This is a genomic window from Streptococcus mitis (assembly GCF_026782865.1).
GTDB lineage: Bacteria > Bacillota > Bacilli > Lactobacillales > Streptococcaceae > Streptococcus > Streptococcus mitis_CG.
This window is the reverse complement of the sequence record NZ_JAKUXK010000004.1, coordinates 126,987-151,487: the sequence shown is the minus strand read 5'-3', so window position 1 is coordinate 151,487 and position 24,501 is coordinate 126,987. Positions and strand designations below refer to the sequence as shown.

General features: G+C 40.2%; 20 protein-coding genes and 1 tRNA gene. 16 read left to right on the top strand and 5 right to left on the bottom strand.

What is annotated here, in order from left to right:
- Positions 1-4: 4 nt before the first annotated feature.
- Complete coding sequence (pbp3, locus tag MK482_RS02875; protein ID WP_124787930.1) at positions 5-1,246, bottom strand: D-alanyl-D-alanine carboxypeptidase PBP3; 1,242 nt, start codon at positions 1,244-1,246, stop codon at positions 5-7.
- Between the two features lie 102 nt (positions 1,247-1,348).
- Here pbp3 and MK482_RS02870 point away from each other — a divergent pair, with 102 nt between their 5' ends.
- The 9 genes from MK482_RS02870 (at position 1,349) to MK482_RS02830 (ending at position 13,197) form a co-directional block, all read left to right on the top strand.
- Positions 1,349-2,458, top strand: a complete 1,110-nt coding sequence (locus MK482_RS02870) for an AI-2E family transporter (protein WP_124787929.1) — start codon at positions 1,349-1,351, stop codon at positions 2,456-2,458.
- Positions 2,459-2,663: 205 nt separating this feature from the next.
- Positions 2,664-3,860, top strand: a complete 1,197-nt coding sequence (gene tuf / locus MK482_RS02865) for an elongation factor Tu (RefSeq protein ID WP_001040724.1) — start codon at positions 2,664-2,666, stop codon at positions 3,858-3,860.
- A 143-nt stretch (positions 3,861-4,003) separates the two neighbouring features.
- Positions 4,004-4,336, top strand: a complete 333-nt coding sequence (locus tag MK482_RS02860; RefSeq protein ID WP_049486921.1) for a putative DNA-binding protein — start codon at positions 4,004-4,006, stop codon at positions 4,334-4,336.
- An 11-nt stretch (positions 4,337-4,347) separates the two neighbouring features.
- Entirely contained in the window at positions 4,348-5,919 is a 1,572-nt protein-coding gene (ffh, locus tag MK482_RS02855) for a signal recognition particle protein (protein WP_124787928.1), read from the top strand.
- 518 nt (positions 5,920-6,437) lie between these two features.
- Positions 6,438-7,424: a GMP reductase gene (locus MK482_RS02850; protein ID WP_000931164.1), complete on the top strand. Its 987-nt coding sequence runs from the start codon at positions 6,438-6,440 to the stop codon at positions 7,422-7,424.
- Between the two features lie 66 nt (positions 7,425-7,490).
- A tRNA-Arg gene (locus MK482_RS02845) sits at positions 7,491-7,562 on the top strand.
- 336 nt (positions 7,563-7,898) lie between these two features.
- On the top strand, positions 7,899-8,597 hold the full coding sequence (gene rnc, locus MK482_RS02840) for a ribonuclease III (protein WP_000661487.1): 699 nt from the start codon (positions 7,899-7,901) through the stop codon (positions 8,595-8,597).
- Positions 8,588-12,127, top strand: coding sequence for a chromosome segregation protein SMC (gene smc / locus MK482_RS02835; RefSeq protein WP_268717927.1), 3,540 nt, complete (start codon positions 8,588-8,590; stop codon positions 12,125-12,127). The genes rnc and smc overlap by 10 nt, the downstream gene beginning before the upstream one ends.
- A 143-nt stretch (positions 12,128-12,270) precedes the next feature.
- Positions 12,271-13,197 carry a bifunctional riboflavin kinase/FAD synthetase gene (locus tag MK482_RS02830; protein WP_033681713.1) on the top strand — a complete coding sequence of 309 codons (927 nt, stop codon included), beginning with the start codon at positions 12,271-12,273 and terminating at the stop codon, positions 13,195-13,197.
- A gap of 83 nt (positions 13,198-13,280) precedes the next feature.
- Here MK482_RS02830 and MK482_RS02825 read toward each other — a convergent pair whose 3' ends face one another.
- From MK482_RS02825 to MK482_RS02815, 3 genes are read right to left on the bottom strand one after another with little or no spacing between them, the layout of a single operon-like run.
- Positions 13,281-14,096, bottom strand: a complete 816-nt coding sequence (locus MK482_RS02825) for a TIGR03943 family putative permease subunit (protein ID WP_268717926.1) — start codon at positions 14,094-14,096, stop codon at positions 13,281-13,283.
- A complete protein-coding gene (locus MK482_RS02820) occupies positions 14,093-14,998 on the bottom strand; it encodes a permease (protein ID WP_268717925.1) in 906 nt (301 codons plus the stop codon). The genes MK482_RS02825 and MK482_RS02820 overlap by 4 nt, the downstream gene beginning before the upstream one ends.
- The gene (locus tag MK482_RS02815) at positions 14,999-15,130 is read right to left on the bottom strand and encodes an SPJ_0845 family protein (protein ID WP_000268685.1); all 132 of its coding nucleotides are present in this window, start codon (positions 15,128-15,130) and stop codon (positions 14,999-15,001) included. It lies immediately after the preceding gene.
- A 575-nt stretch (positions 15,131-15,705) separates the two neighbouring features.
- Between MK482_RS02815 and MK482_RS02810 the strand changes: the two genes are divergently transcribed.
- From MK482_RS02810 to MK482_RS02790, 5 genes are all read left to right on the top strand, one after another.
- Positions 15,706-17,835 (top strand): Tex family protein, encoded by a 2,130-nt coding sequence (locus MK482_RS02810; RefSeq protein ID WP_268717924.1) that lies wholly within the window; start codon positions 15,706-15,708, stop codon positions 17,833-17,835.
- Positions 17,822-18,271, top strand: a complete 450-nt coding sequence (locus MK482_RS02805) for a SprT family protein (protein WP_268717923.1) — start codon at positions 17,822-17,824, stop codon at positions 18,269-18,271. Before MK482_RS02810 ends, MK482_RS02805 begins: the two co-directional genes overlap by 14 nt.
- 58 nt (positions 18,272-18,329) lie before the next feature.
- The gene (locus MK482_RS02800) at positions 18,330-18,602 is read left to right on the top strand and encodes a PspC domain-containing protein (protein ID WP_033685104.1); all 273 of its coding nucleotides are present in this window, start codon (positions 18,330-18,332) and stop codon (positions 18,600-18,602) included.
- Positions 18,603-18,974: 372 nt separating this feature from the next.
- Positions 18,975-19,733 carry an ABC transporter ATP-binding protein gene (locus MK482_RS02795; protein ID WP_000173372.1) on the top strand — a complete coding sequence of 253 codons (759 nt, stop codon included), beginning with the start codon at positions 18,975-18,977 and terminating at the stop codon, positions 19,731-19,733.
- Position 19,734: 1 nt separating this feature from the next.
- Positions 19,735-21,723, top strand: coding sequence for an ABC transporter permease (locus tag MK482_RS02790; protein WP_268717922.1), 1,989 nt, complete (start codon positions 19,735-19,737; stop codon positions 21,721-21,723).
- 239 nt (positions 21,724-21,962) lie between these two features.
- Here the strand turns inward: MK482_RS02790 and MK482_RS02785 are convergent, their stop codons facing one another.
- A complete protein-coding gene (locus MK482_RS02785) occupies positions 21,963-22,658 on the bottom strand; it encodes a VIT1/CCC1 transporter family protein (RefSeq protein ID WP_124787703.1) in 696 nt (231 codons plus the stop codon).
- A 230-nt stretch (positions 22,659-22,888) separates the two neighbouring features.
- Here MK482_RS02785 and MK482_RS02780 point away from each other — a divergent pair, with 230 nt between their 5' ends.
- Both MK482_RS02780 and MK482_RS02775 read left to right on the top strand, forming a co-directional pair.
- Positions 22,889-23,680 carry a Cof-type HAD-IIB family hydrolase gene (locus MK482_RS02780; protein ID WP_124787702.1) on the top strand — a complete coding sequence of 264 codons (792 nt, stop codon included), beginning with the start codon at positions 22,889-22,891 and terminating at the stop codon, positions 23,678-23,680.
- A complete protein-coding gene (locus tag MK482_RS02775) occupies positions 23,680-24,498 on the top strand; it encodes a Cof-type HAD-IIB family hydrolase (RefSeq protein ID WP_124787701.1) in 819 nt (272 codons plus the stop codon). The genes MK482_RS02780 and MK482_RS02775 overlap by 1 nt, the downstream gene beginning before the upstream one ends.
- The last annotated feature ends 3 nt before the right edge of the window (positions 24,499-24,501 follow it).

Sequence of the window (24,501 nt, the reverse complement as noted above, 5' to 3'; positions counted from 1 at the left end):
TATATTATAGTTTGTCGTTGATAAATCGGATAAACTGATTCCACCAAACTTTCAAAAAGAAAGCTTTTTCAACTTTCTTTTCCGCTACCATTTCGAAACTAGGACGTTCTGTGGTAATGTAACCTTGACCAATCAAGTCCTTGTCTTCATAAGTCAAATGTCCAACCACTGTTCCGGCTTCAAGTGGTGCTGGGATTGCTTTAGAATCAGGTGTGAATTGAACAGATTGGGAAGATTGACTTCCAACACGTTCAATTAAAGAGATATCATCTTTGGCAACGGCAGTGACCGTATCTTCTTTTCCATCTTGTACAGGAGTTTTGCTATCTTGGTAAGCATCCCCTTTTTGAACGATTTTGCGAAGTGTGAATGTAGAAGAAATATAATCCATTAGTGAAGATGTAGCTGTAAAACGAGCGTAAGGATTATTGTCTTGATGGTCTGCATTCAAAACAACTGTGATAACCCTCATCCCTTTTTCGACAGTAGTACCCACAAAAGATTCACCGGCTTTGTCTGTTGTTCCTGTCTTGAGTCCGTCAAAACCACCGCGATGAGCAGGCATGCCTTCTAACATGTAGTTAGTCGAAGTGATTGTCATTCCAGCAAAAGTAGAAGATGGTTTTTTGGTGATTTCCAAGACTTGTGGATACTTTTTGATGAGATTGCGAGCAACGATAGCAACATCATAAGCACTGAGCTTGTTTTCATCATCTTTTTTAGAGCCTGGGTAAATGTTATCCCCTAGAGTCTCATTGTTAAGACCTGTCGTATTGACAACAGTGGCATCCTGAATTCCCCATTCCAGGAGTTTAGCGCGCATCATATCGACGAAATCTTTTTCTGAGCCAGCAATTTTCTCAGCTAGAGCAATGGCTGCACTGTTAGCACTAGATACTAGTGTTGCTTCTAGTAGTTGTTCGACGGTATAATTACGAGCTTCCATAGGAACATTACTTGCTTCGGAATTTGTCGTTAATCTGTAAGGATAATCAGAAATATCTACCGGAGTTGATAGTGTAATACTGCCGTTTTCCAAGGCTTCATAGACGAGATAAACAGTAATTAATTTTGTGATTGAAGCGATTTCGACTGGCTGAGTTGCATCTTTTTCATAAAGTATTTTCCCAGTATTTGCTTCAACAGCAATGGCATGTTTTGCAGCAATATTAAAATCTTGAGCAGCAACAGTAGAAGCTGATCCAATTACGGATAAGCTTAGTAGAGTTAAAATTATTTTTTTCATAGTAAGTTTATTCTAACATAAAGAAAAAAATATTCCCAGTTTCATGATAGAAGAAAGAAGCTTTTTTGAAAGTGTGGTAAAATAGATGAATGGAGGTACCCCATGTTTCGTAAGAATAAATTATTTTTTTGGACTAGTGAGATTTTATTATTAACCATCATCTTTTATTTATGGAGACAGATGGGTGGGATTATAACGCCTTTTGTAAGTGTTGCAAACACCATAATGATTCCCTTTCTTCTAGGTAGCTTTTTATATTATTTAACAAATCCCTTTGTTAATTTTTTACAAAAGTATTTCAAAATTAATCGTATTATTGGTATTCTACTAACTTTGTGTGCCTTGGTTTGGGGGCTAGTTATTGGGGTAGTCTATCTTCTACCGATTTTGGTCAATCAGTTGACCAGCTTGATTGCGACTAGCCAGACTATCTACAGCCGTTTACAAGATTTGATTTTGGATTTATCTACTTATCCAGCCTTTCAAAATTTGGATATCCAAGCGACTATTCAACAGTTAAATCTTTCTTATGTAGATATTTTACAAAATATACTAAATAGTGTGACGAATAGTGTCGGAAGTATCCTATCAGCTCTCTTTAGTACTGTTTTAATTATTATCATGACACCTGTATTTTTGGTTTATTTTTTGTTAGATGGTCACAAATTTTTACCGATGCTTGAACGTACTGTTTTAAAGAGAGATAAGCTACATATTGCAGGCCTATTAAAGAATTTGAATGCGACAATTGCTCGCTATATTAGTGGAGTCGCAATTGATGCGATTATTATTGGTTGTTTGGCCTTTATCGGATATAGCGTGATTGGTTTAAAATACGCTTTGGTCTTCGCCATCTTTTCAGGGTTAGCCAATCTCATTCCTTATGTGGGACCAAGTATTGGCTTGATTCCAATGATTATCGCTAATGTCTTTACTGATCCTCATAGAATGCTGATTGCAGTTGTTTACATGCTAATCATTCAACAAGTGGATGGAAATATCCTCTACCCTCGAATCGTTGGTGGGGTAATGAAGGTTCATCCAATTACGATTTTAGTATTACTTTTGTTATCAAGCAATATCTATGGTGTCATTGGTATGATTGTCGCTGTACCAACTTATTCTATCTTAAAAGAAATTTCTAAGTTCTTATCACGTTTGTATGAAAATCATAAAATAATGAAAGAACGAGAAAGAGAATTAGTTAAGTAAAAGTCAGGAATTCCTGATTTTTCTTTTTGTTTAGCTAAGTGATAGGAGCAGAAGTGTCGTTTAGATTAGTAGATTAAGAATAATTCACAAAAACTTTGTAAAACACTTGCAATTTAGCTGAAATTTGATAAAATAGTAAGGAAAGTTAGACTGTATTGCCTACTGTCTATCTATAAAATATATTTTATTGGAGGCTTTTACTCAAATGGCAAAAGAAAAATACGATCGTAGTAAACCACACGTTAACATTGGTACTATCGGACACGTTGACCACGGTAAAACTACCCTAACTGCAGCTATCACAACTGTTTTGGCACGTCGCTTGCCTTCATCAGTTAACCAACCTAAAGACTATGCGTCTATCGATGCTGCTCCAGAAGAACGCGAACGCGGTATCACAATCAACACTGCGCACGTTGAGTACGAAACTGAAAAACGTCACTACGCTCACATCGACGCTCCAGGACACGCGGACTACGTTAAAAACATGATCACTGGTGCTGCTCAAATGGACGGAGCTATCCTTGTAGTAGCTTCAACTGACGGACCAATGCCACAAACTCGTGAGCACATCCTTCTTTCACGTCAGGTTGGTGTTAAACACCTTATCGTCTTCATGAACAAAGTTGACTTGGTTGACGACGAAGAATTGCTTGAATTGGTTGAAATGGAAATCCGTGACCTATTGTCAGAATACGACTTCCCAGGTGATGATCTTCCAGTTATCCAAGGTTCAGCTCTTAAAGCCCTTGAAGGTGACTCTAAATACGAAGATATCGTTATGGAATTGATGAACACAGTTGATGAGTACATCCCAGAACCAGAACGTGACACTGACAAACCATTGCTTCTTCCAGTCGAAGACGTATTCTCAATCACTGGACGTGGTACAGTTGCTTCAGGACGTATCGACCGTGGTATCGTTAAAGTCAACGACGAAATCGAAATCGTTGGTATCAAAGAAGAAACTCAAAAAGCAGTTGTTACTGGTGTTGAAATGTTCCGTAAACAACTTGACGAAGGTCTTGCTGGAGATAACGTAGGTGTCCTTCTTCGTGGTGTTCAACGTGATGAAATTGAACGTGGACAAGTTATTGCTAAACCAGGTTCAATCAACCCACATACTAAATTCAAAGGTGAAGTCTACATCCTTACTAAAGAAGAAGGTGGACGTCACACTCCATTCTTCAACAACTACCGTCCACAATTCTACTTCCGTACTACTGACGTTACAGGTTCAATCGAACTTCCAGCAGGTACTGAAATGGTAATGCCTGGTGATAACGTGACAATCGACGTTGAGTTGATCCACCCAATCGCCGTAGAACAAGGTACTACATTCTCTATCCGTGAGGGTGGACGTACTGTTGGTTCAGGTATGGTTACAGAAATCGAAGCTTAATTCGATTTAGTTCCCAGAAGAACAATTATTTAAGTCAGACACTAAAAGAATCTTGCTTTGCAAGGTTCTTTTTTTGTACTCGAACTGTGTTAGGAGCTTTTCTGCTATAGCGATATAATAGATTTTTTGGTATAATAAAAGTTATGGAAATTGAAAAAACCAATCGTATGAATGCGCTCTTTGAATTTTATGCGGCGCTTTTGACAGACAAGCAAATGAACTACATAGAGCTCTACTACGCTGATGATTATAGTCTTGCTGAGATTGCCGAGGAGTTTGGTGTCAGTCGTCAGGCTGTTTATGATAATATCAAGCGGACAGAAAAGATTCTGGAAGATTATGAGATGAAATTGCACATGTACTCGGACTACATTGTCCGCAGTCAGATTTTTGACCAGATTTTGGAGCGCTATCCCAAGGATAACTTTCTGCAGGAGCAGATAGAAGTTTTAACAAGCATTGATAATAGAGAATAAGAGGAAGAAAAATGGCATTTGAAAGTTTAACAGAACGTTTGCAGAACGTCTTTAAAAATCTACGTAAAAAAGGAAAAATCTCTGAAGCTGATGTCCAAGAGGCAACCAAAGAAATTCGCTTGGCCTTGCTTGAGGCCGATGTTGCCTTGCCTGTTGTAAAGGACTTTATCAAGAAAGTTCGTGAGCGTGCAGTTGGGCATGAGGTCATTGATACCCTTAATCCTGCCCAACAGATTATTAAAATCGTTGATGAGGAATTGACAGCTGTTTTAGGTTCTGATACGGCTGAGATTATCAAGTCTCCTAAAATTCCGACGATTATCATGATGGTTGGTTTGCAGGGGGCTGGTAAAACAACCTTTGCAGGTAAATTGGCCAACAAACTCAAGAAGGAAGAAAATGCCCGTCCTTTGATGATTGCGGCGGATATTTACCGTCCTGCGGCTATTGACCAGCTTAAGACCTTGGGGCAACAGATTGATGTTCCTGTCTTCGCTCTTGGGACAGACGTTCCAGCTGTTGAGATTGTTCGTCAAGGTTTGGAACAAGCCCAAGCTAACCATAATGACTATGTCTTGATTGATACGGCAGGTCGTTTGCAGATTGATGAGCTTTTGATGAATGAGCTTCGTGACGTGAAAGTACTAGCTCAACCAAATGAAATTCTGCTCGTCGTTGATGCCATGATTGGTCAAGAAGCAGCCAATGTTGCGCGTGAGTTCAATGCTCAGTTGGAAGTGACTGGGGTTATCCTTACTAAGATTGATGGCGATACTCGTGGTGGTGCTGCTCTATCTGTTCGACACATTACTGGAAAACCAATCAAGTTCACTGGTACAGGTGAAAAGATTACGGACATTGAAACCTTCCACCCAGACCGCATGTCTAGCCGTATCCTTGGCATGGGGGATATGCTCACTTTGATTGAGAAAGCTTCTCAAGAATACGATGAGCAAAAAGCCCTTGAAATGGCGGAGAAGATGCGCGAAAACACCTTTGATTTCAATGATTTCATTGATCAGTTGGATCAGGTACAAAACATGGGGCCTATGGAAGACTTGCTCAAGATGATTCCAGGTATGGCCAACAACCCAGCACTTCAAAACATGAAGGTGGATGAACGCCAGATTGCTCGCAAACGTGCCATTGTGTCTTCCATGACACCTGAAGAACGTGAAAACCCAGATTTGCTAAATCCAAGCCGTCGCCGTCGTATCGCTGCTGGTTCTGGAAATACCTTTGTTGAAGTTAATAAATTCATCAAGGACTTTAACCAGGCTAAACAGCTCATGCAAGGTGTCATGTCTGGAGATATGAACAAAATGATGAAGCAAATGGGAATCAATCCAAACAACCTTCCTAAAAATATGCCAAATATGGGAGGAATGGATATGTCTGCCCTTGAAGGAATGATGGGACAAGGTGGTATGCCTGACTTGTCAGCTCTCGGAGGAGCAGGAATGCCAGATATGAGCCAGATGTTTGGTGGCGGACTCAAGGGTAAAATCGGTGAATTTGCCATGAAACAGTCCATGAAACGCATGGCTAACAAAATGAAGAAAGCGAAGAAGAAACGCAAGTAAAAGGGATAGAATAGTTGTTTTCTTCAGACTGAAGATAACCAGTCTATTTGTCGATTACAGTGGATTGAAGAAAAACTAACATCTAGAAAGGACCAAATTTAGTCCTTTCTTTTTTGTGTTGAGAGCATTGAAAATACTTTTCTCATAGTTATCAAAGTTTTTCAAACCAAATTTAAAGCTTTTGAGATACTTAATGATATTGTTACATTTTTTTAATTTGTATTAGACTACGCTAAATGAAGACCGTTAAAAGATTTTTTCTTTATTCTTGAGCATTGTTTTAAAGAAGGTTTGAAAAAAATCTTGAATCTGCTTTAGATTTTATTCAAAGAGTCCTAACGATTCTTTAAGAACTTTATTTTGTTATTTATACAATAAAATCCGAACATTATATTTCGATTTATAAAATAATTTGACAAAAACTGTACTTTAGTTTATAATGAATTAAGGAAACGTCGGAAAAGGCGTAGTGATGCGAGAGCATAGGTAGGTCATTACAAAAGAAACGAGACATCGATATGTTAAATGAATTTCCAATTTTTGATTACGAAGATATTCAATTGATTCCAAATAAATGTGTGATTAAAAGCCGTGCAGAAGCTGATACAAGTGTCACTCTGGGAAATCACACCTTTAAACTACCTGTTGTGCCAGCTAATATGCAGACTATTTTAGATGAAAATGTAGCAGAGCAACTAGCTAAAGGTGGTTACTTCTACATTATGCACCGTTTTGATGAGGCAGGACGTATTCCTTTTATTAAGCGTATGCATGATCAAGGTCTCATTGCTTCTATTTCTGTCGGTGTTAAGGACTATGAGTATGATTTCGTTAGCCAGCTCAAGGCTGATGCTCCTGAGTACATCACGATTGACATTGCCCACGGTCATGCGGATAGCGTGATTTCTATGATTCAACACATCAAGAAAGAATTGCCAGATACTTTTGTTATTGCTGGAAATGTGGGAACACCAGAAGCTGTGCGTGAATTGGAAAATGCTGGTGCGGATGCTACTAAGGTCGGAATTGGTCCAGGTAAGGTTTGTATTACCAAGGTTAAGACTGGTTTTGGTACAGGTGGTTGGCAGTTGGCTGCTCTACGCTGGTGTGCTAAGGCTGCACGTAAACCGATTATCGCTGATGGTGGGATTCGTACTCACGGTGATATTGCCAAGTCTATCCGCTTCGGTGCTAGCATGGTCATGATTGGTTCCCTCTTTGCAGGACATATTGAAAGTCCAGGGAAAACGATTGAAGTCGATGGCGAACAGTTCAAAGAATACTACGGTTCAGCTTCCCAATACCAAAAAGGAGCTTATAAGAATGTGGAAGGAAAACGTATCTTACTTCCTGCAAAAGGTCATCTGCAAGACACTTTAACTGAGATGGAACAAGACCTTCAAAGTGCTATTTCTTATGCAGGTGGACGTCAGGTTGCTGACCTTAAACACGTTGATTATGTTATCGTGAAAAACTCAATCTGGAATGGGGATGCTTCCCACTAAGACGGGCTATCTGTCTAGAAAAAAACTTGTTATTAAAGCAAATTTCTGTTATAATAAAACAAGTTTCCACCCTTAGTGTAATGGATATCACGTAAGATTCCGGTTCTTGAGATGGGGGTTCGATTCCCTCAGGGTGGATGTAAATATCCTAAGAAAGCCTTTAGTAAGGCTTTTTTCTTTATTCTGACCCAAATTTGCTCCTAATACTCTTCGAAAATCAAATTCAAACCACGTCAGCGTCGCCTTGCCGTAGGTATGGTTACTGACTTCGTCAGTTCTATCCACAACCTCAAAACACTGTTTTGAGCAACCTGCGGCTAGCCTCCTAGTTTGCTCTTTGATTTTCATTGAGTATAAAACTGAAAATCATATTTTATAGAATGCCCAAATCTCCTCCAGTCCCGTTTTAAAGTGACTCAGGGGGCTTTTTTTGATATAATAAAAAGGACTGTTATCAGTTAGAAAGAGGTTGGTATGAAAGAATTACAAACTGTACTAAAGAACCATTTTGCAATCGAATTTGCAGACAAAAATTTACTGGAAACTGCCTTTACTCATACGAGTTATGCCAATGAGCACCGCCTCTTAAAAATTTCACACAATGAACGCTTGGAATTTTTAGGAGACGCTGTTCTACAGTTATTGATTTCAGAATATCTGTATAAAAAATATCCTAAAAAACCTGAGGGTGACTTGTCTAAACTCCGTGCCATGATTGTCCGCGAGGAAAGTTTGGCTGGTTTTGCGCGTGATTGCCAGTTTGATCAATTTATCAAGTTGGGTAAAGGGGAAGAAAAATCTGGTGGTCGCAATCGTGACACCATTCTTGGGGATGCCTTTGAAGCCTTTCTTGGTGCCCTCCTTTTGGACAAGGATGTGGCCAAGGTTAAGGAATTTATCTATCAAGTCATGATTCCTAAGGTTGAAGCAGGCGAATTTGAAATGATTACAGACTACAAAACCCATCTCCAAGAGTTACTTCAGGTCAATGGCGATGTGGCTATTCGTTATCAGGTGATTTCTGAAACGGGGCCTGCCCATGATAAGGTTTTTGATGTAGAAGTTCTGGTTGAAGGTAAGAGCATTGGTCAAGGTCAAGGTCGTTCTAAGAAATTAGCAGAGCAGGAAGCTGCCAAAAATGCCGTTGAGAAAGGGCTGGATTCATGTATTTAAAGGAAATCGAAATTCAGGGATTCAAGTCTTTTGCTGACAAGACTAAGGTCGTCTTTGACCAAGGTGTGACGGCAGTCGTTGGACCCAATGGATCTGGAAAGTCAAATATTACAGAAAGTCTTCGTTGGGCCTTGGGAGAGTCAAGTGTTAAGAGTCTCCGTGGTGGTAAGATGCCGGATGTCATCTTTGCTGGAACTGAAAGTCGCAAACCTCTCAATTACGCTTCTGTAGTTGTGACTCTGGATAATCATGACGGATTTATCAAGGATGCAGGCCAAGAAATCAGGGTGGAACGTCATATCTATCGTAGTGGAGATAGCGAATACAAGATTGACGGCAAGAAAGTCCGTCTGCGTGATATTCATGACCTCTTCTTGGATACTGGATTGGGACGAGATTCCTTCTCTATCATTTCCCAAGGGAAGGTTGAGGAGATTTTCAACTCCAAGCCTGAGGAACGCCGAGCTATTTTTGAAGAAGCTGCTGGGGTTTTAAAATACAAGACTCGCAGAAAAGAAACCGAGAGCAAACTACAGCAAACTCAGGATAATCTAGACCGCCTTGAAGACATTATCTACGAGTTGGATAATCAAATCAAGCCTCTTGAGAAGCAAGCTGAAAATGCTCGTAAGTTTCTAGACTTGGAAGGGCAACGTAAGGCTATTTATTTAGACGTTCTGGTTGCTCAAACCAAGGAAAATAAGGCTGAACTAGACTCGACAGAAGAAGAGTTGGCTCAGGTTCAGGAACTCTTGACTAGCTACTACCAAAAGCGTGAAAAATTAGAAGAAGAAAATCAGAATCTTAAAAAGCAACGCCAAGATTTACAGGCTGAAATGGCCAAAGACCAAGGCAGTTTGATGGACTTGACCAGTCTAATCAGTGATTTAGAGAGAAAATTAGCCCTATCGAAACTGGAATCTGAACAAGTAGCCCTGAATCAACAGGAAGCACAAGCCCGTTTGGCGGCTTTAGAGGATAAGAGAGATTCACTCAGCAAAGAAAAATCTGATAAGGAAAGCTCTTTAGCACTTTTAGAGGAAAATCTAGTCCAAAATAATCAAAAACTCAATCGTTTAGAAGCTGAATTGCTAGCTTTTTCAGATGATCCTGATCAAATGATTGAGCTCTTACGCGAACGCTTTGTAGCTCTTTTACAAGAAGAAGCAGATGTCTCAAACCAGCTGACCCGTATCGAAAACGAGTTGGAAAATAGTCGTCAGCTTTCTCAAAAACAAGCAGATCAACTACAAAAACTCAAAGAACAACTGGCTATAGCTAAAGAGAAGGCTAGTCAGCAAAAGGCGGAGCTTGAAACTGCCAAGGAGCAAGTTCAGAAATTATTGGCGGATTACCAAGCTAGTACCAAGGAACAAGAGGAACAGAAAGCTTCCTATCAAACTCAACAAAGTCAACTCTTTGATCGTCTGGATAATCTCAAAAACAAGCAGGCGAGAGCTCAGAGTTTGGAAAATATCCTGAGAAATCATAGTAACTTTTATGTAGGTGTTAAGAGTGTTCTCCAAGAAAAAGACCGTCTTGGTGGGATTATTGGTGCAGTCAGTGAGCATCTGACCTTTGATGTGCATTATCAAACTGCCCTAGAGATTGCGCTTGGAGCAAGTAGTCAGCATATCATCGTAGAAGATGAAAACGCGGCAACCAAGGCGATTGATTTCCTTAAACGAAACAGAGCCGGTCGTGCAACCTTCCTTCCTTTGACAACAATCAAGGCTCGTACGATTTCTAGTCAGAATCAAGATGCTATCGCAGCAAGTCCAGGCTTCCTTGGGATGGCAGATGAGTTGGTGTCGTTTGATAAGAGACTGGAAACTATTTTCAAGAACTTGCTAGCTACGACGGCTATTTTTGATACCGTAGAACATGCGCGTGCAGCTGCTCGACAAGTTCGTTATCAGGTTCGTATGGTGACTTTGGACGGTACAGAGTTGCGCACAGGTGGTTCTTACGCAGGTGGAGCCAATCGCCAGAACAACAGTATTTTTATCAAGCCAGAACTGGAGCAATTACAAAAAGAAATTGCTGAAGAAGAAGTAAGCTTACGTTCAGAAGAAGCGAGTTTGAAGAACTTGCAAGACGAGATGGCTAGATTGACAGAAAGATTAGAAGCTATCAAATCTCAAGGGGAACAGGCACGTATTCAGGAGCAGGGCTTGTCACTCTCTTATCAGCAAACTAGCCAGCAAGTTGAAGAACTGGAAACTCTTTGGAAACTTCAAGAAGAGGAATTAAATCGTCTTTCTGATGGAGATTGGCAAGCAGATAAGGAAAAATGCCAAGAGCGCCTTGCTACTATCGCCAGTGACAAGAAAAATTTGGAAGTTGAGATTGAAGAGATTAAGTCTAACAAAAATGCCATCCAAGAACGTTATCAGAACTTGCAAGAAGAGGTAGCGCAAGCTCGCTTGCTTAAGACAGAACTGCAAGGACAAAAACGTTACGAAGTTGCGGATATTGAACGCTTAGGTAAGGAACTAAGTAATCTTGATCTTGAGCAAGAAGAAATCCAACGCCTTCTTCAAGAAAAGGTTGATAATCTTGAGAAGGTTGATACAGAATTGCTCAGTCAACAGGCTGAAGAAGCTAAAAACCAGAAAACAAATCTCCAACAAGGTTTGATTCGCAAGCAGTTTGAATTGGATGATATTGAAGGTCATCTGGATGATATTGCTAGTCATTTGGATCAGGCTCGCCAGCAGAATGAGGAATGGATTCGTAAGCAAACACGTGCTGAAGCTAAGAAAGAAAAGGTCAGCGAGCGCTTGCGCCATCTACAAAGTCAATTAACAGACCAATATCAGATTAGCTATACAGAAGCTTTAGAAAAGTCTCATGAGTTGGAAAATCTCAATCTGGCAAAGCAAGAGGTACAGGATTTGGAGAAGGCTATTCGCTCACTGGGTCCAGTCAACTTGGATGCTATTGACCAGTACGAAGAAGTACACAACCGTCTGGACTTTCTAAATAGTCAGCGAGATGATATTTTGTCAGCGAAAAATCTGCTCCTAGAGACTATCACAGAGATGAATGATGAGGTCAAGGAACGCTTTAAATCAACCTTTGAAGCCATTCGTGAGTCCTTTAAAGTGACCTTTAAGCAGATGTTTGGCGGAGGTCAGGCAGACCTGATTTTGACTGAGGGAGACTTATTGACAGCAGGGGTTGAGATTTCTGTTCAACCACCAGGCAAGAAAATCCAGTCTCTTAATCTCATGAGTGGAGGGGAAAAAGCCCTATCGGCTCTTGCTTTGCTCTTCTCCATTATCCGAGTTAAGACTATCCCGTTTGTTATCTTGGATGAGGTAGAGGCTGCGCTGGACGAAGCCAATGTTAAACGCTTTGGAGATTACCTCAACCGTTTTGACAAGGACAGCCAGTTTATCGTCGTAACCCACCGTAAGGGAACCATGGCAGCAGCCGATTCTATTTATGGAGTGACCATGCAAGAATCAGGTGTCTCAAAAATTGTTTCGGTGAAGTTAAAAGATTTGGAAGAAACAGTAAACTAGTTACCAAACGATAGCATCTCTTAGGGGATGCTATTTTTTAAAACTAACATCTTGAATGATTTTTTAAGGTCAGTTCAGGGGCAAAAAACGACATTTGGGCTTTCCTTTTAGCGAAAAGGCTTTCTCTATGATATAATAGTTTCATGATTACAACAGTACCTATAAAAAATGAAAAAGACATCGCAGTACCTGATAAAACAGTTCTTGTATTAGGATATTTTGACGGTATTCATAAGGGACATCAGAAGCTTTTTGAAGTAGCTAGTAAGGCCTCGATGAAAGAATATCTACCAGTTGTCGTGATGACCTTTACAGAGTCTCCGAAGCTTGCATTACAGCCTTACAAGCCAGAATTAATGCTTCATATTGTCAGCCATGAAGAACGAGAACATAAGATGAAATGGCATGGAGTAGAGGCTCTTTTCTTACTTGACTTTAGTAGTAAATTTGCTAGTTTAACGGGTCAAGAGTTTTTTGATACCTATGTTAGAGCATTAAAACCAGCGATTATTGTAGCGGGATTTGATTACACCTTTGGTTCTGATAAGAAAACTGCGGATGATTTGAAGGACTATTTTGATGGAGAAATCATCATTGTTCCTCCTGTTGAGGATGAAAAGGGGAAAATTAGTTCTACTCGTATTCGTCAAGCTATTCTTGATGGAGATGTCAGAGAAGCTGGTCAGTTACTTGGCACTCCTCTACCATCACGTGGAATGGTTGTTCATGGCAATGCTCGTGGACGGACTATCGGTTACCCAACAGCAAACTTAGTTTTAAGAGATCGAACCTATATGCCAGCAGATGGTGTTTACGTAGTCGATATCGAAGTGCAGCGTAAAAGATATCGTGGAATGGCGAGTGTCGGGAAAAATGTTACTTTCGATGGAGAAGAGCCACGTTTTGAAGTCAATATTTTTGATTTTTCAGATGACATTTACGGTGAAACAGTTATTGTCTACTGGCTAGACCGTGTCCGTGAAATGGTCAAATTTGACTCTGTTGAAGAACTGGTAGATCAACTCCAGAAAGATGAAGAAATTGCTCGGAATTGGAAGGATGCTGAGTAGGAAATCGGAGTTTTATATAAGATTACCCATACTTTAGATTCTTATTTCTAAATAGAAAAAGTAGCCCTTTCCAGGCTACTTTTTTAAAACACTCGATACACGTAGGGATTTTCTGGTTTATCGACTTTGGTAAAGCTGTCAATTTCCAAGGTTGGGAGGTTTTGTTTGAGTTCTTTATGATAGTGATTGACTAGTTTTCCTTTTGCTGTTATCCAGGTGTTATTCTCATACTGACGGGTATTTCCCTTGGTCAGCAATCCATAGACACCTGAATCCGCGATACAGTGAATAATGCCGAAGCGGAACAGAAATTGGCTATTGGCATGACTGGGGTCGTTATAGACAAAGCCTGTGAACTGGACTGTCTTGCCCTCAAATTCATCTGGATAGTCGTAGATAGCTTCCATGACTTCCATATAGTTTTCATTAGTGATCTGAATACTATCTTGGGACAAGTATTTATCCGCTGCAGTTCGCATTTCCTTTTCATAAGCTGATTTTGAAAAATAAGAACTGGTATCTGGTTTCAAATATTGGCTTGTCGTCCCTTCGCTTGTCTGAATGGCTTGATCCGTGCTTTCTGATAAAGGGAAATGATATCCTTTGGCAGAAACGGTCTGAGAATCCAAGCTAACAGTTGGAAAAGTTAAGCCGACGACAAGTGGAATAGCCAGAAGAGCAATACTCGTCACCTTCGCGAATCGGCTGTTCAGATGACTATGGGTTTTGACTTGCTTCATCCAGATATACAGTTGAACAATTGCCAAAATAAAGGAAAGTACCATGGAAATATAGGCCAGATAGGAATAGTGCATGTTGATGTACTGGTTTAATTTGCCCGACAGATGGAGATAAATGGTCAATTCAAAATAGCCAGCTAAAACTAAAAATCGAATCATAGGATGACTCCAATCAAGAGAGAATATACTAAGACGACCAGAGTCACAATCGTTATGAAGTGACCGATAAATCGTGCTTTCAAGTAATTTTTCATCATGAGAATATTTTTGATATCCAGCATTGGGCCAATGACGAGAAAGGCCAGAACTGGTGCCAAGCCGAAACTTGAGAGAAGAGAAGCACCGATAAAGGCATCCGCCTCACTACAGAGAGAAAGAAGAAAGGCCAAAAGCATCAAGAGCAGGATGGCAAAAAGAGGAGTCGCACTGATAGAGGTCAGAATCCGAGTCGGAACATAAACCTGTATAACAGAGGCGAAGAGACAGCCAAATACCAAATAACGCCCCGTATCAAAAAATTCATCAATGGCTTGCACAAAGACCTGAAAAACTTTTTTTTCAGAGCTCAAGTGAGAAAAATCGTGCTCATGACAGGCCATACGATTTTCTTTTTGAATCGGTTCTTGCCAGAAAAATCCTAGAAAAATCCCAAGTATCACAGCCACAACAATAGAACCCAGAGCTCGTAACAGGGCGACGTGTAATGAGTTGCCAAAGGCTGAATAGGTCGCAAAGAGAACAATGGGATTGATAACAGGTGCTGTCACAAGAAAGGGAACGGCTGTGTAACTGGGAACCTTTTTTTCCAGAAAACGATTGATAATGGGAACAATTCCACATTCACAAGAGGGAAAAAGTATCCCGACGAAGGTACCAAAAAAGATTCTCCCCCAACGATTTCGAGGGAGAAAATGATAAACCTTGTCAGGTGTGATATAGACTTCAATCAGCCCTGAGACAATACTTCCTATCAGCACGAAAGGGAGGGCTTCAATGATAATGGAGAGGAAAATAGCTCCAGTCTGAAGCACACTAGATGGGAGTTGTTGGAAAGCAGTCATCTAGTTTTTCTTTTCTGCTTTGGCTTTTTTCTCTTTGTCATCAGGGAAAGTGACTTGTTTCAAATCAGGGAGTTTAGCAAACTCTTCAAACATCTTGTCCAAGTCGTCTCGTTTTGTAAATTTTACAGCCATAGGTGTACCTCGATTCTAAATTCTACCTCTATTATACTATTATTTTAAGGAAAAGGGAAAAGTTAAAATTGAGTACCTAACGAATAATAGAGCTTTATAAATCCTGATTAAGTCTGGTAGATTGAGAAAGTTTGACAAAAAAAGTAGATGGTGCTAGAATAACATTAACGAAAGACATTTGAGGGCAGAAAGGTTCCTGCCGCACCTTGAAAAAGGTATCTGAGATGCTGGGTACACCGACCAGCCAAGTGTCCGTTATTTCAAAGGAGGGAGCTTAAATGCTCTTTTTTTGTTTCAAAATTTCAAAATAGATTATACCAACCGCAGGCTCAGGCTTGCGGTTTTTTTATTTGCACTGAAAATTGATTCGTTAACTTCAACAAATAGCTTTATAAAGCGTTTTGTCAAAAATAAAAAAATGAAATTACTCATAGATTCTTTTGTAAACTATTAGAATTAAATTGCAACCTTCTCAATGAATAGAATATTGAAATGAAGTAAATTTATTTCCCAACTTATGTTTTAAAATTGTAAGAGATAATTTGAATAATATTAGCTTATGGTATAATAGATTCATGGATAAAAAATATGAAAAAATCTCCCAGGATTTGGGAGTGACGTTAAAGCAAATCGATACTGTTCTAAGTTTGACAGCTGAAGGGGCAACGATTCCCTTTATCGCGCGTTATCGCAAGGACATGACTGGTAGTCTGGATGAGGTGGCGATTAAGGCCATTCTTGACTTGGATAGAAGTCTGACAAATCTCAATGACCGTAAGGAGGCTGTCTTAGCTAAGATTCAAGAACAAGGTAAGTTGACCAAGGATTTGGAAGAAGCTATCTTAGCTGCCGAAAAATTAGCAGACGTTGAAGAACTCTATCTTCCTTATAAGGAAAAGCGTCGTACCAAGGCAACCATTGCCCGTGAAGCTGGACTCTTCCCACTTGCTCGCCTGATTTTGCAGAATGTAACTGACTTAGAAAAAGAGGCTGAAAAGTTTGTCTGTGAAGGATTTGCGACTGGTAAGGAGGCCTTGGCTGGTGCAGTTGATATCTTGGTCGAAGCCTTATCGGAAGATGTGACCTTGCGTTCCATGACTTATCAGGAAGTTCTGAGACACTCTAAACTCACTTCTCAAGTCAAGGATGAAAGTCTTGATGAAAAGCAGGTTTTTCAGATTTATTATGATTTTTCAGAGACGGTTGGAAATATGCAGGGTTATCGTACCTTAGCCCTTAATCGTGGGGAGAAGCTAGGTGTCTTGAAGGTTGGTTTTGAACATGCAACGGACCGTATTCTTGCCTTCTTTGCTGCTCGTTTCAAGGTTACAAACGCCTATATAGATGAAGTTGTCCAACAGTCAGTTAAGAAAAAGGTCTTGCCTGCTATCGAACGACGCATTCGGACTGAATTGACTGAGAAAGCAGAAGAAGGAGCTATTCAACTCTTTTCTGACAACCTGCGCAATCTCCTCTTGGTAGCTCCACTAAAAGGACGTGTGGTTCTAGGATTTGACCCTGCTTTTCGTACAGGTGCCAAGCTGGCAGTCGTTGATACGACAGGAAAAATGCTGACAACACAGGTCATCTATCCTGTTAAACCAGCCTCCGCTCGTCAGATTGAAGAAGCAAAACGAGACTTAGCCGACCTGATTGGCCAGTATGGCGTGGAAATTATTGCTATCGGAAATGGAACTGCCAGTCGTGAAAGTGAAGCCTTTGTGGCGGAAGTTCTTAAAGATTTTCCAGAAGTCAGCTATGTTATCGTCAATGAAAGTGGTGCTTCGGTCTATTCTGCCAGCGAACTTGCTCGTCAGGAGTTCCCAAACTTAACCGTTGAAAAGCGTTCTGCCATCTCTATCGCCCGTCGTTTGCAAGATCCCCTTGCTGAATTGGTTAAAATCGATCCTAAGTCAATCGGTGTTGGTCAATACCAGCACGATGTCAGTCAGAAGAAACTGTCTGAAAGTCTGGACTTTGTCGTAGATACCGTGGTAAACCAAGTTGGTGTCAATATCAATACAGCCAGCCCAGCTCTTCTTTCCCACGTTGCTGGACTTAATAAAACCATTTCTGAAAATATTGTCAAATACCGTGAGGAAGAAGGAAAAATTACTTCACGTGCCCAAATCAAGAAAGTTCCGCGTCTGGGTGCCAAGGCTTTTGAGCAGGCTGCTGGTTTCCTCCGTATCCCTGAAAGTAGCAATATCCTTGATAATACAGGAGTTCACCCAGAAAACTACGCTGCTGTTAAGGAGCTCTTCAAACGCTTGGATATCAAGGACTTGAATGAAGAGGCCCAAGGCAAACTCAAGTCGCTATCAATCAAGGAAATGGCGCAAGAGCTAGACCTTGGTCCAGAAACTCTTAAAGATATCATTGCAGATCTTCTCAAACCAGGTCGAGATTTCCGTGATTCCTTTGACGCACCTGTGCTTCGCCAAGATGTCCTAGATATCAAGGATTTAGTGGTTGGTCAGAAGCTAGAGGGTGTGGTGCGTAATGTAGTTGACTTTGGTGCCTTCGTTGACATTGGAATTCACGAAGACGGCTTGATTCACATTTCCCACATGAGTCGCAAATTTATCAAACATCCTAGCCAAGTGGTATCCGTTGGTGATTTGGTGACCGTTTGGGTCAAGAAAATTGATACTGAACGTGAAAAAGTCAATCTGTCGCTCCTCGCTCCAAATGAAACTGACTGATTACGTCAAGCAAGTTTCGCTAGAAGACTTCGGCAGACCTTTTATCCATCATGTTCAGTGGAATTCTCGTCTACGTTCGACAGGTGGGCGATTTTTCCCCAAAGATGGGCATTTGGATTTTAATCCCAAGGTTTATCAGGAACTTGGTTTGGATGTTTTTAGGAAAATTGTCCGACATGAACTCTGTCATTATCACCTCTATTTTCAAGGGAAGGGCTATCAACACAAGGATCGAGATTTTAAGGAACTGTTGAAAGCAGTGGATGGATTACGGTTTGTACCAACCTTGCCAAATAGTAACTCTAAACCACTCAAGCTTTATCGTTGTCAATCCTGCCAGCAAAGGTATCATCGCAAGCGTAGGATTGATACTAAACGCTATCGCTGTGGACTTTGTCGAGGTAAATTGCTACTTATAAATCAGCCTGAGGACTGATGAAAGCCGAGCCTACCCGTGATATACTATGTCTAACCTAGCAGAAAGAGGAAAAATCATGAACAGTAAATTTTATAAAATGAGACGAAATCGCATGATTTCAGGAGTTCTGGCAGGTCTGTCAGACAAGTGGAACTTTGATGTTACCCTTGTTCGTTTCTTGTTTGCCATTTTTACAGTTGCAAACTTTGGACTTGGCGTGATTATCTATATCATCCTAGCTTCTATCATGCCAACCAAGGAAGAAATCGAAGCAGAAATGTACGGAACAGGCCCACGTAAACGCAAAGAAGCCCAAGCTATTGAAGAAAATGATGGATGGTTTTGGTGAGGTAGAAACAGTTATTTTACTGTTAGTCTATGAATTCGACTAATCTATTTTAAAATTTCTGAACCCTTGTATCTGCAAGGGTTTTCTTCTTACTTTCTTTTTATGGTAAAATATTTTTAATAAAATATCTACATTTCCCCCAATCTTACAAAAATGTAAGATTAAAGTCTCTTTTGTAAGGTTAGGTTATGGCAAGCAGTCTTTTTTTGATGTAAACTAGACTCATAAAGAACAAAGGAGTAACATCATGAAACAAATCTTACATAAGAAAACTAGAAAACCAAGTCACAAAGATATCGAGCGCGTTCAGCTGGGATGCGCTATGATGCAAGAGACATTTCATTTGATGGGATATTAAGAAAGGAGATTCTCATGACACTTTTAGATGTAAAACACGTTCAAAAAATTTATAAAACTCGTTTTCAGGGCAACCAAGTAGAAGCTCTCAAGGATATTCACTTTACCGTCGAAAAGGGTGACTACGTTGCCATCATGGGTGAGTCTGGTTCTGGTAAATCAACTCTTCTCAATATCCTAGCTATGCTGGATAAACCAACTCGTGGCCAGGTTTACTTAAATGGAACTGACACAGCAACCATTAAAAATTCACAGGCTTCTAGCTTCCGTCGTGAAAAATTGGGCTTTGTCTTTCAAGATTTTAACTTGCTAGATACTCTGTCTGTTAAGGACAATATCTTGCTTCCGCTTGTCTTGTCAAGGAGACCTATTACGGAGATGATGAAGAAATTGGTGGTGACAGCTGAGAATCTAGGTATCAACCAATTGCAAGAGAAGTACCCTTACGAGATTTCTGGTGGTCAGAAACAGCGTGTAGCAGTAGCCCGCGCCATCATCACAGAACCTGAAATTCTCCTTGCGGACGAGCCAACAGGAGCCCTTGATTCCAAGTCATCTGCAGCTCTTCTTGATGTTTTTGATGAAATCAATGAGCGTGGCCAAACCATTCTCATGGTAACCCACTCAACGGCAGCAGCTAGCAGGGCTAAACGTGTACTCTTTATCAAAGACGGCATTCTTTACAATCAAATCTACCGTGGAGAGAAGACAGAACGTCAGATGTTCCAAGAAATTTCTGATACCTTGACTGTCATGGCAAGCGAGGTGAATTAGTATGTTTCGATTAACCAATAAGTTAGCGGTATCGAACTTGATTAAAAACCGCAAACTCTACTATCCTTTTGCGCTGGCTGTTCTCTTAGCAGTCACCGTCACCTATCTCTTTTACTCTCTAACCTTTAATCCTAAGATTGCGGAAATTCGTGGAGGGACAACCATTCAAGCTACTCTTGGATTTGGTATGTTTGTCGTCACCCTTGCGTCAGCTATTATTGTCCTCTATGCCAATAGTTTTGTTATGAAAAACCGTTCCAAGGAACTGGGAATTTATGGCATGTTGGGCTTGGAGAAGCGCCATCTGATTAGTATGACCTTTAAAGAGTTGGTGCTATTTGGAATTCTAACTGTTGGAGCAGGTATCGGTATTGGAGCCTTGTTTGACAAGTTGATTTTCGCTTTCCTACTCAAACTGATGAAATTGAAGGTAGAACTAGTCGCTACCTTCCAGATGAATGTTGTCATTGCAGTACTTGTTGTCTTCGGTTTGATTTTCCTAGGCCTCATGTTCCTGAATGCCCTTCGAATCGCCCGTATGAATGCTCTCCAACTCTCTCGTGAGAAAGCCAGCGGTGAGAAAAAAGGTCGCTTTCTACCTCTCCAAACGATTCTTGGTTCGATTAGTTTAGGAATTGGCTACTATCTTGCCCTTACAGTAAAAGATCCTCTTACAGCCCTAACAACCTTCTTCTTAGCTGTTTTGCTGGTTATCTTTGGAACCTATCTCTTGTTCAATGCAGGGATTACCGTTTTCCTTCAAATCTTGAAGAAAAACAAGAAATATTATTACCAACCTAATAACCTCATATCTGTTTCCAACCTGATTTTTCGTATGAAGAAAAATGCGGTTGGACTAGCAACTATCGCTATTTTATCAACAATGGTCTTGGTTACCATGTCTGCAGCGACAAGCATTTTCAATGCCTCAGAATCCTTTAAAAAAGTGATGAATCCGCATGACTTTGGAATTACTGGACAAAATGTTGAAAAAGAAGACTTGGACAAACTCTTGAGCCAGTTTGCAAGTGACAAAGGTTATAGTGTCAAAGAGAAAGAAGTGCTTCGTTACAGTAACTTTGGTATTGCAAATCAAGAAGGAACCAAGTTAACTATTTTTGAAAAAGGACAAAATCGTGTCCAACCTAAAACAGTCTTCATGGTATTTGACCAAAAAGATTATGAAAATATGACTGGTCAAAAACTGTCTCTATCAGGAAATGAGGTCGGTCTCTTTGCCAAAAATGACGGACTGAAAGGACAGAAAGCTCTAACTCTAAATGATCATCAATTTTCTGTCAAAGAAGAATTTAATACAGATTTTATTGTGAACCATGTCCCAAATCAGTTTAATATTTTTACTACTGATTACAATTACCTTGTTGTACCTGATTTACAAGCATTTTTAGATCAATTTCCAGATTCGGCTATCTATAATCAGCTTTACGGTGGTATAAATGTAAATATCAGTGAAGAAGAACAACTCAAAGTCGCTGAAGAATATGAAAAATACTTACAAAAGTTTAATGCTCAATTAAACACTGAAGGTAGCTATGTGTATGGTAGCAATCTAGCAGATGCTAGTGCTCAAATGAGTGTCCTCTTTGGCGGTGTCTTCTTTATTGGTATTTTCCTATCCATTATCTTTATGGTCGGAACCGTTCTGGTCATCTACTACAAGCAAATTTCTGAAGGATATGAAGACCGTGAGCGCTTTATTATCTTGCAAAAAGTCGGTTTAGATCAAAAGCAAATCAAGCAAACCATTAACAAACAGGTTTTAACTGTTTTCTTCCTTCCTTTGCTTTTTGCCTTCATACATCTAGCCTTTGCCTATCATATGCTTAGTCTGATTTTAAAAGTGATTGGTGTAATAGATACGAATATGATGTTGATTGTGACCTTGTCTATCTGCGCTATCTTCCTCATCGCCTATGTGCTGATTTTCATGATTACTTCTAGAAGCTATCGCAAGATTGTACAAATGTAAAAAAAGATACCTCGACTTCAAAATCGAGGTATTTCTTGTATTTTATACTCAATGAAAATCAAAGAGCAAACTAGGAAGCTAGCCGCAGGTTGCTCAAAGCACTGCTTTGAGGTTGTAGATAGAACTGACGAAGTCAGCTCAAAACACTGTTTTGAGGTTGCGGATAGAACTGACGAAGTCAGTAACCATATATACGGCAAGGCGAAGCTGACGTAGTTTGAAGAGATTTTCGAAGAGTATTAAATGCTGAAAAGTTGACCGAGTAAGAAGGTAACTCCCATGGTCAAGAGACCAATAGCTAGGTTTCGAATCATAGCTGTTTTGGTTGGGGCTTTTCCAAGTTTGGCACTTGTGTAGCCAGTGAGAAGAAGGGCCACACCGACGATAAGGACAGTAGCAGGAATGCGGTAATCACTTGGGAAAATGGTAATTGAAAGCATAGGTGGTAAGCTACCAAGGAAAAAGGCAATAAAGCTAGAAATGGCAGCGTGCCAAGGATTGGTAAATTCTTCATACTCAATTCCATATTTTTCCTCTACCAAAGCCTTGAGTGGATTTTTAAGAAAGGCCTTATTTGTCAAGAGCTGGGCAGAGGTTTCGCATTCTCCATTTTGGATATAGGCAGCATAGAGGGACTTTTTGGCTAGCTCCAAATCTTGGTCTAGCAAGAGTTTTTCTCGCGCAACAGCTGCTTCCTCAGTATCTTTTTGAGTTGAAACGGATACATATTCTCCGCCAGCCATTGAAAAGGCACCTGCTAAGATAGCCGCAAATCCTGATAAAAAGATAATCCAGATATTGCTCGTAGCACTGGCAACCCCGATAACCACACCAGCAATGGAAATAATTCCATCATTAGCACCAAGAACACCCGCACGCAGGATATTTAAACGACCTGCAAAATTTGAATCAATTTCGTGATTTGTTTCTGACATACTAATCTCCTTTTTATCCAGTATAAAGGAAACAGATAATGAAATCAATCTTTTAAAAGTATCTGAAAAAAGTTGCACGATTTTAATTTTACGAGCTTTTTTAAAAGTTAGAAACACGACTAGCTAGTAGAGAAGGATAAAAGAGAAGCAAAGCTGATAGACTAGTCCTTTTTCTAGTTATCTATGGTATAATAGGAGGTAGATTTACTAATCGGAGTAAGAAAGATTTTATGATTAAACTAGTAGCAACGGATATGGACGGAACCTTCCTAGATGGGAATGGACGCTTTGATATGGACCGCCTCAAGTCTCTCTTAGCTTCCTACAAGGAAAAAGGGATTTACTTTGCAGTGGCTTCGGGTCGAGGATTTCTATCCTTAGAAAAATTATTTGCTGATGTTCGTGATGACATTATTTTCATCGCTGAAAATGGCAGTTTAGTAGAGTATCAAGGTCAAGACTTGTATGAAGCGACTATGTCTCGTGAGTTTTATTTGACGACTTTTGAAAAGCTACAAACGTCACCTTATGTAGATGTCAATAAATTACTTTTGACAGGTAAGAAGGGTTCTTATGTACTAGATACGGTTGATGAAACCTATTTGAAAGAGAGTCAGCATTATAATGAAAATATCCAAAAAGTAGCCGGTCTGGAAGATATCACAGATGACATTTTCAAATTTACAACCAACTTCACAGAAGAAACTCTGGAAGCTGGAGAGGCTTGGGTCAATGAACATGTACCTGGTGTTAAGGCTATGACAACTGGTTTTGAATCCATTGATATTGTTCTGGACTATGTCGATAAGGGAGTGGCTATTGTTGAATTAGCTAAAAAACTTGGTATCACAATGGATCAGGTTATGGCTTTTGGAGACAATCTAAATGACTTGCATATGATGCAGGTTGTAGGACATCCTGTAGCTCCTGAAAATGCACGACCTGAAATTTTAGAATTAGCAGAGACAGTGATTGGTCACCATAAGGACCAGTCGGTTATAGCTTATATGGAGGGCTTATAATGGCAGATATAAAATTGATTGCATTGGACTTGGACGGTACCTTGCTGACTACTGATAAAAGGCTGACGGATCGCACCAAGGCAACCTTGAAAGCTGCGCGTGATCGTGGTATCAAGATCGTATTGACAACTGGTCGCCCTTTAAAAGCTATGGATTTCTTTCTCCATGAGCTAGGGACTGACGGCCATGAAGATGAGTATACGATTACCTTTAATGGAGGTTTAGTTCAGAAAAATACAGGTGAAATCCTTGATAAAACAGTCTTTTCATATGATGATGTGGCACGCTTGTATGAAGAAACAGAGAAATTATCACTGCCTCTTGATGCAATCTCAGAAGGAACTGTTTATCAAATCCAATCGGACCAAGAAAGTCTTTATGCCAAATTCAATCCAGCATTGACTTTTGTTCCAGTGGACTTTGAAGACTTATCTAGTCAGATGACCTACAATAAGTGCGTGACTGCCTTTGCTCAAGAACCCTTGGATGCAGCTATTCAGAAGATTTCTCCAGAATTGTTCGACCAATATGAAATCTTTAAATCACGTGAAATGTTGCTAGAGTGGTCACCAAAGAATGTTCATAAAGCAACAGGTTTGGCAAAACTAATCAGCCATCTAGGAATCGACCAAAGCCAAGTCATGGCATGTGGTGACGAGGCCAATGACCTCTCTATGATTGAGTGGGCAGGGCTCGGTGTTGCCATGCAAAACGCTGTTCCTGAAGTCAAGGCAGTCGCAAATGTAGTGACGCCAATGACCAATGATGAAGAGGCTGTCGCTTGGGCTATCGAAGAATATGTGCTAAAGGAGAACTAAGAT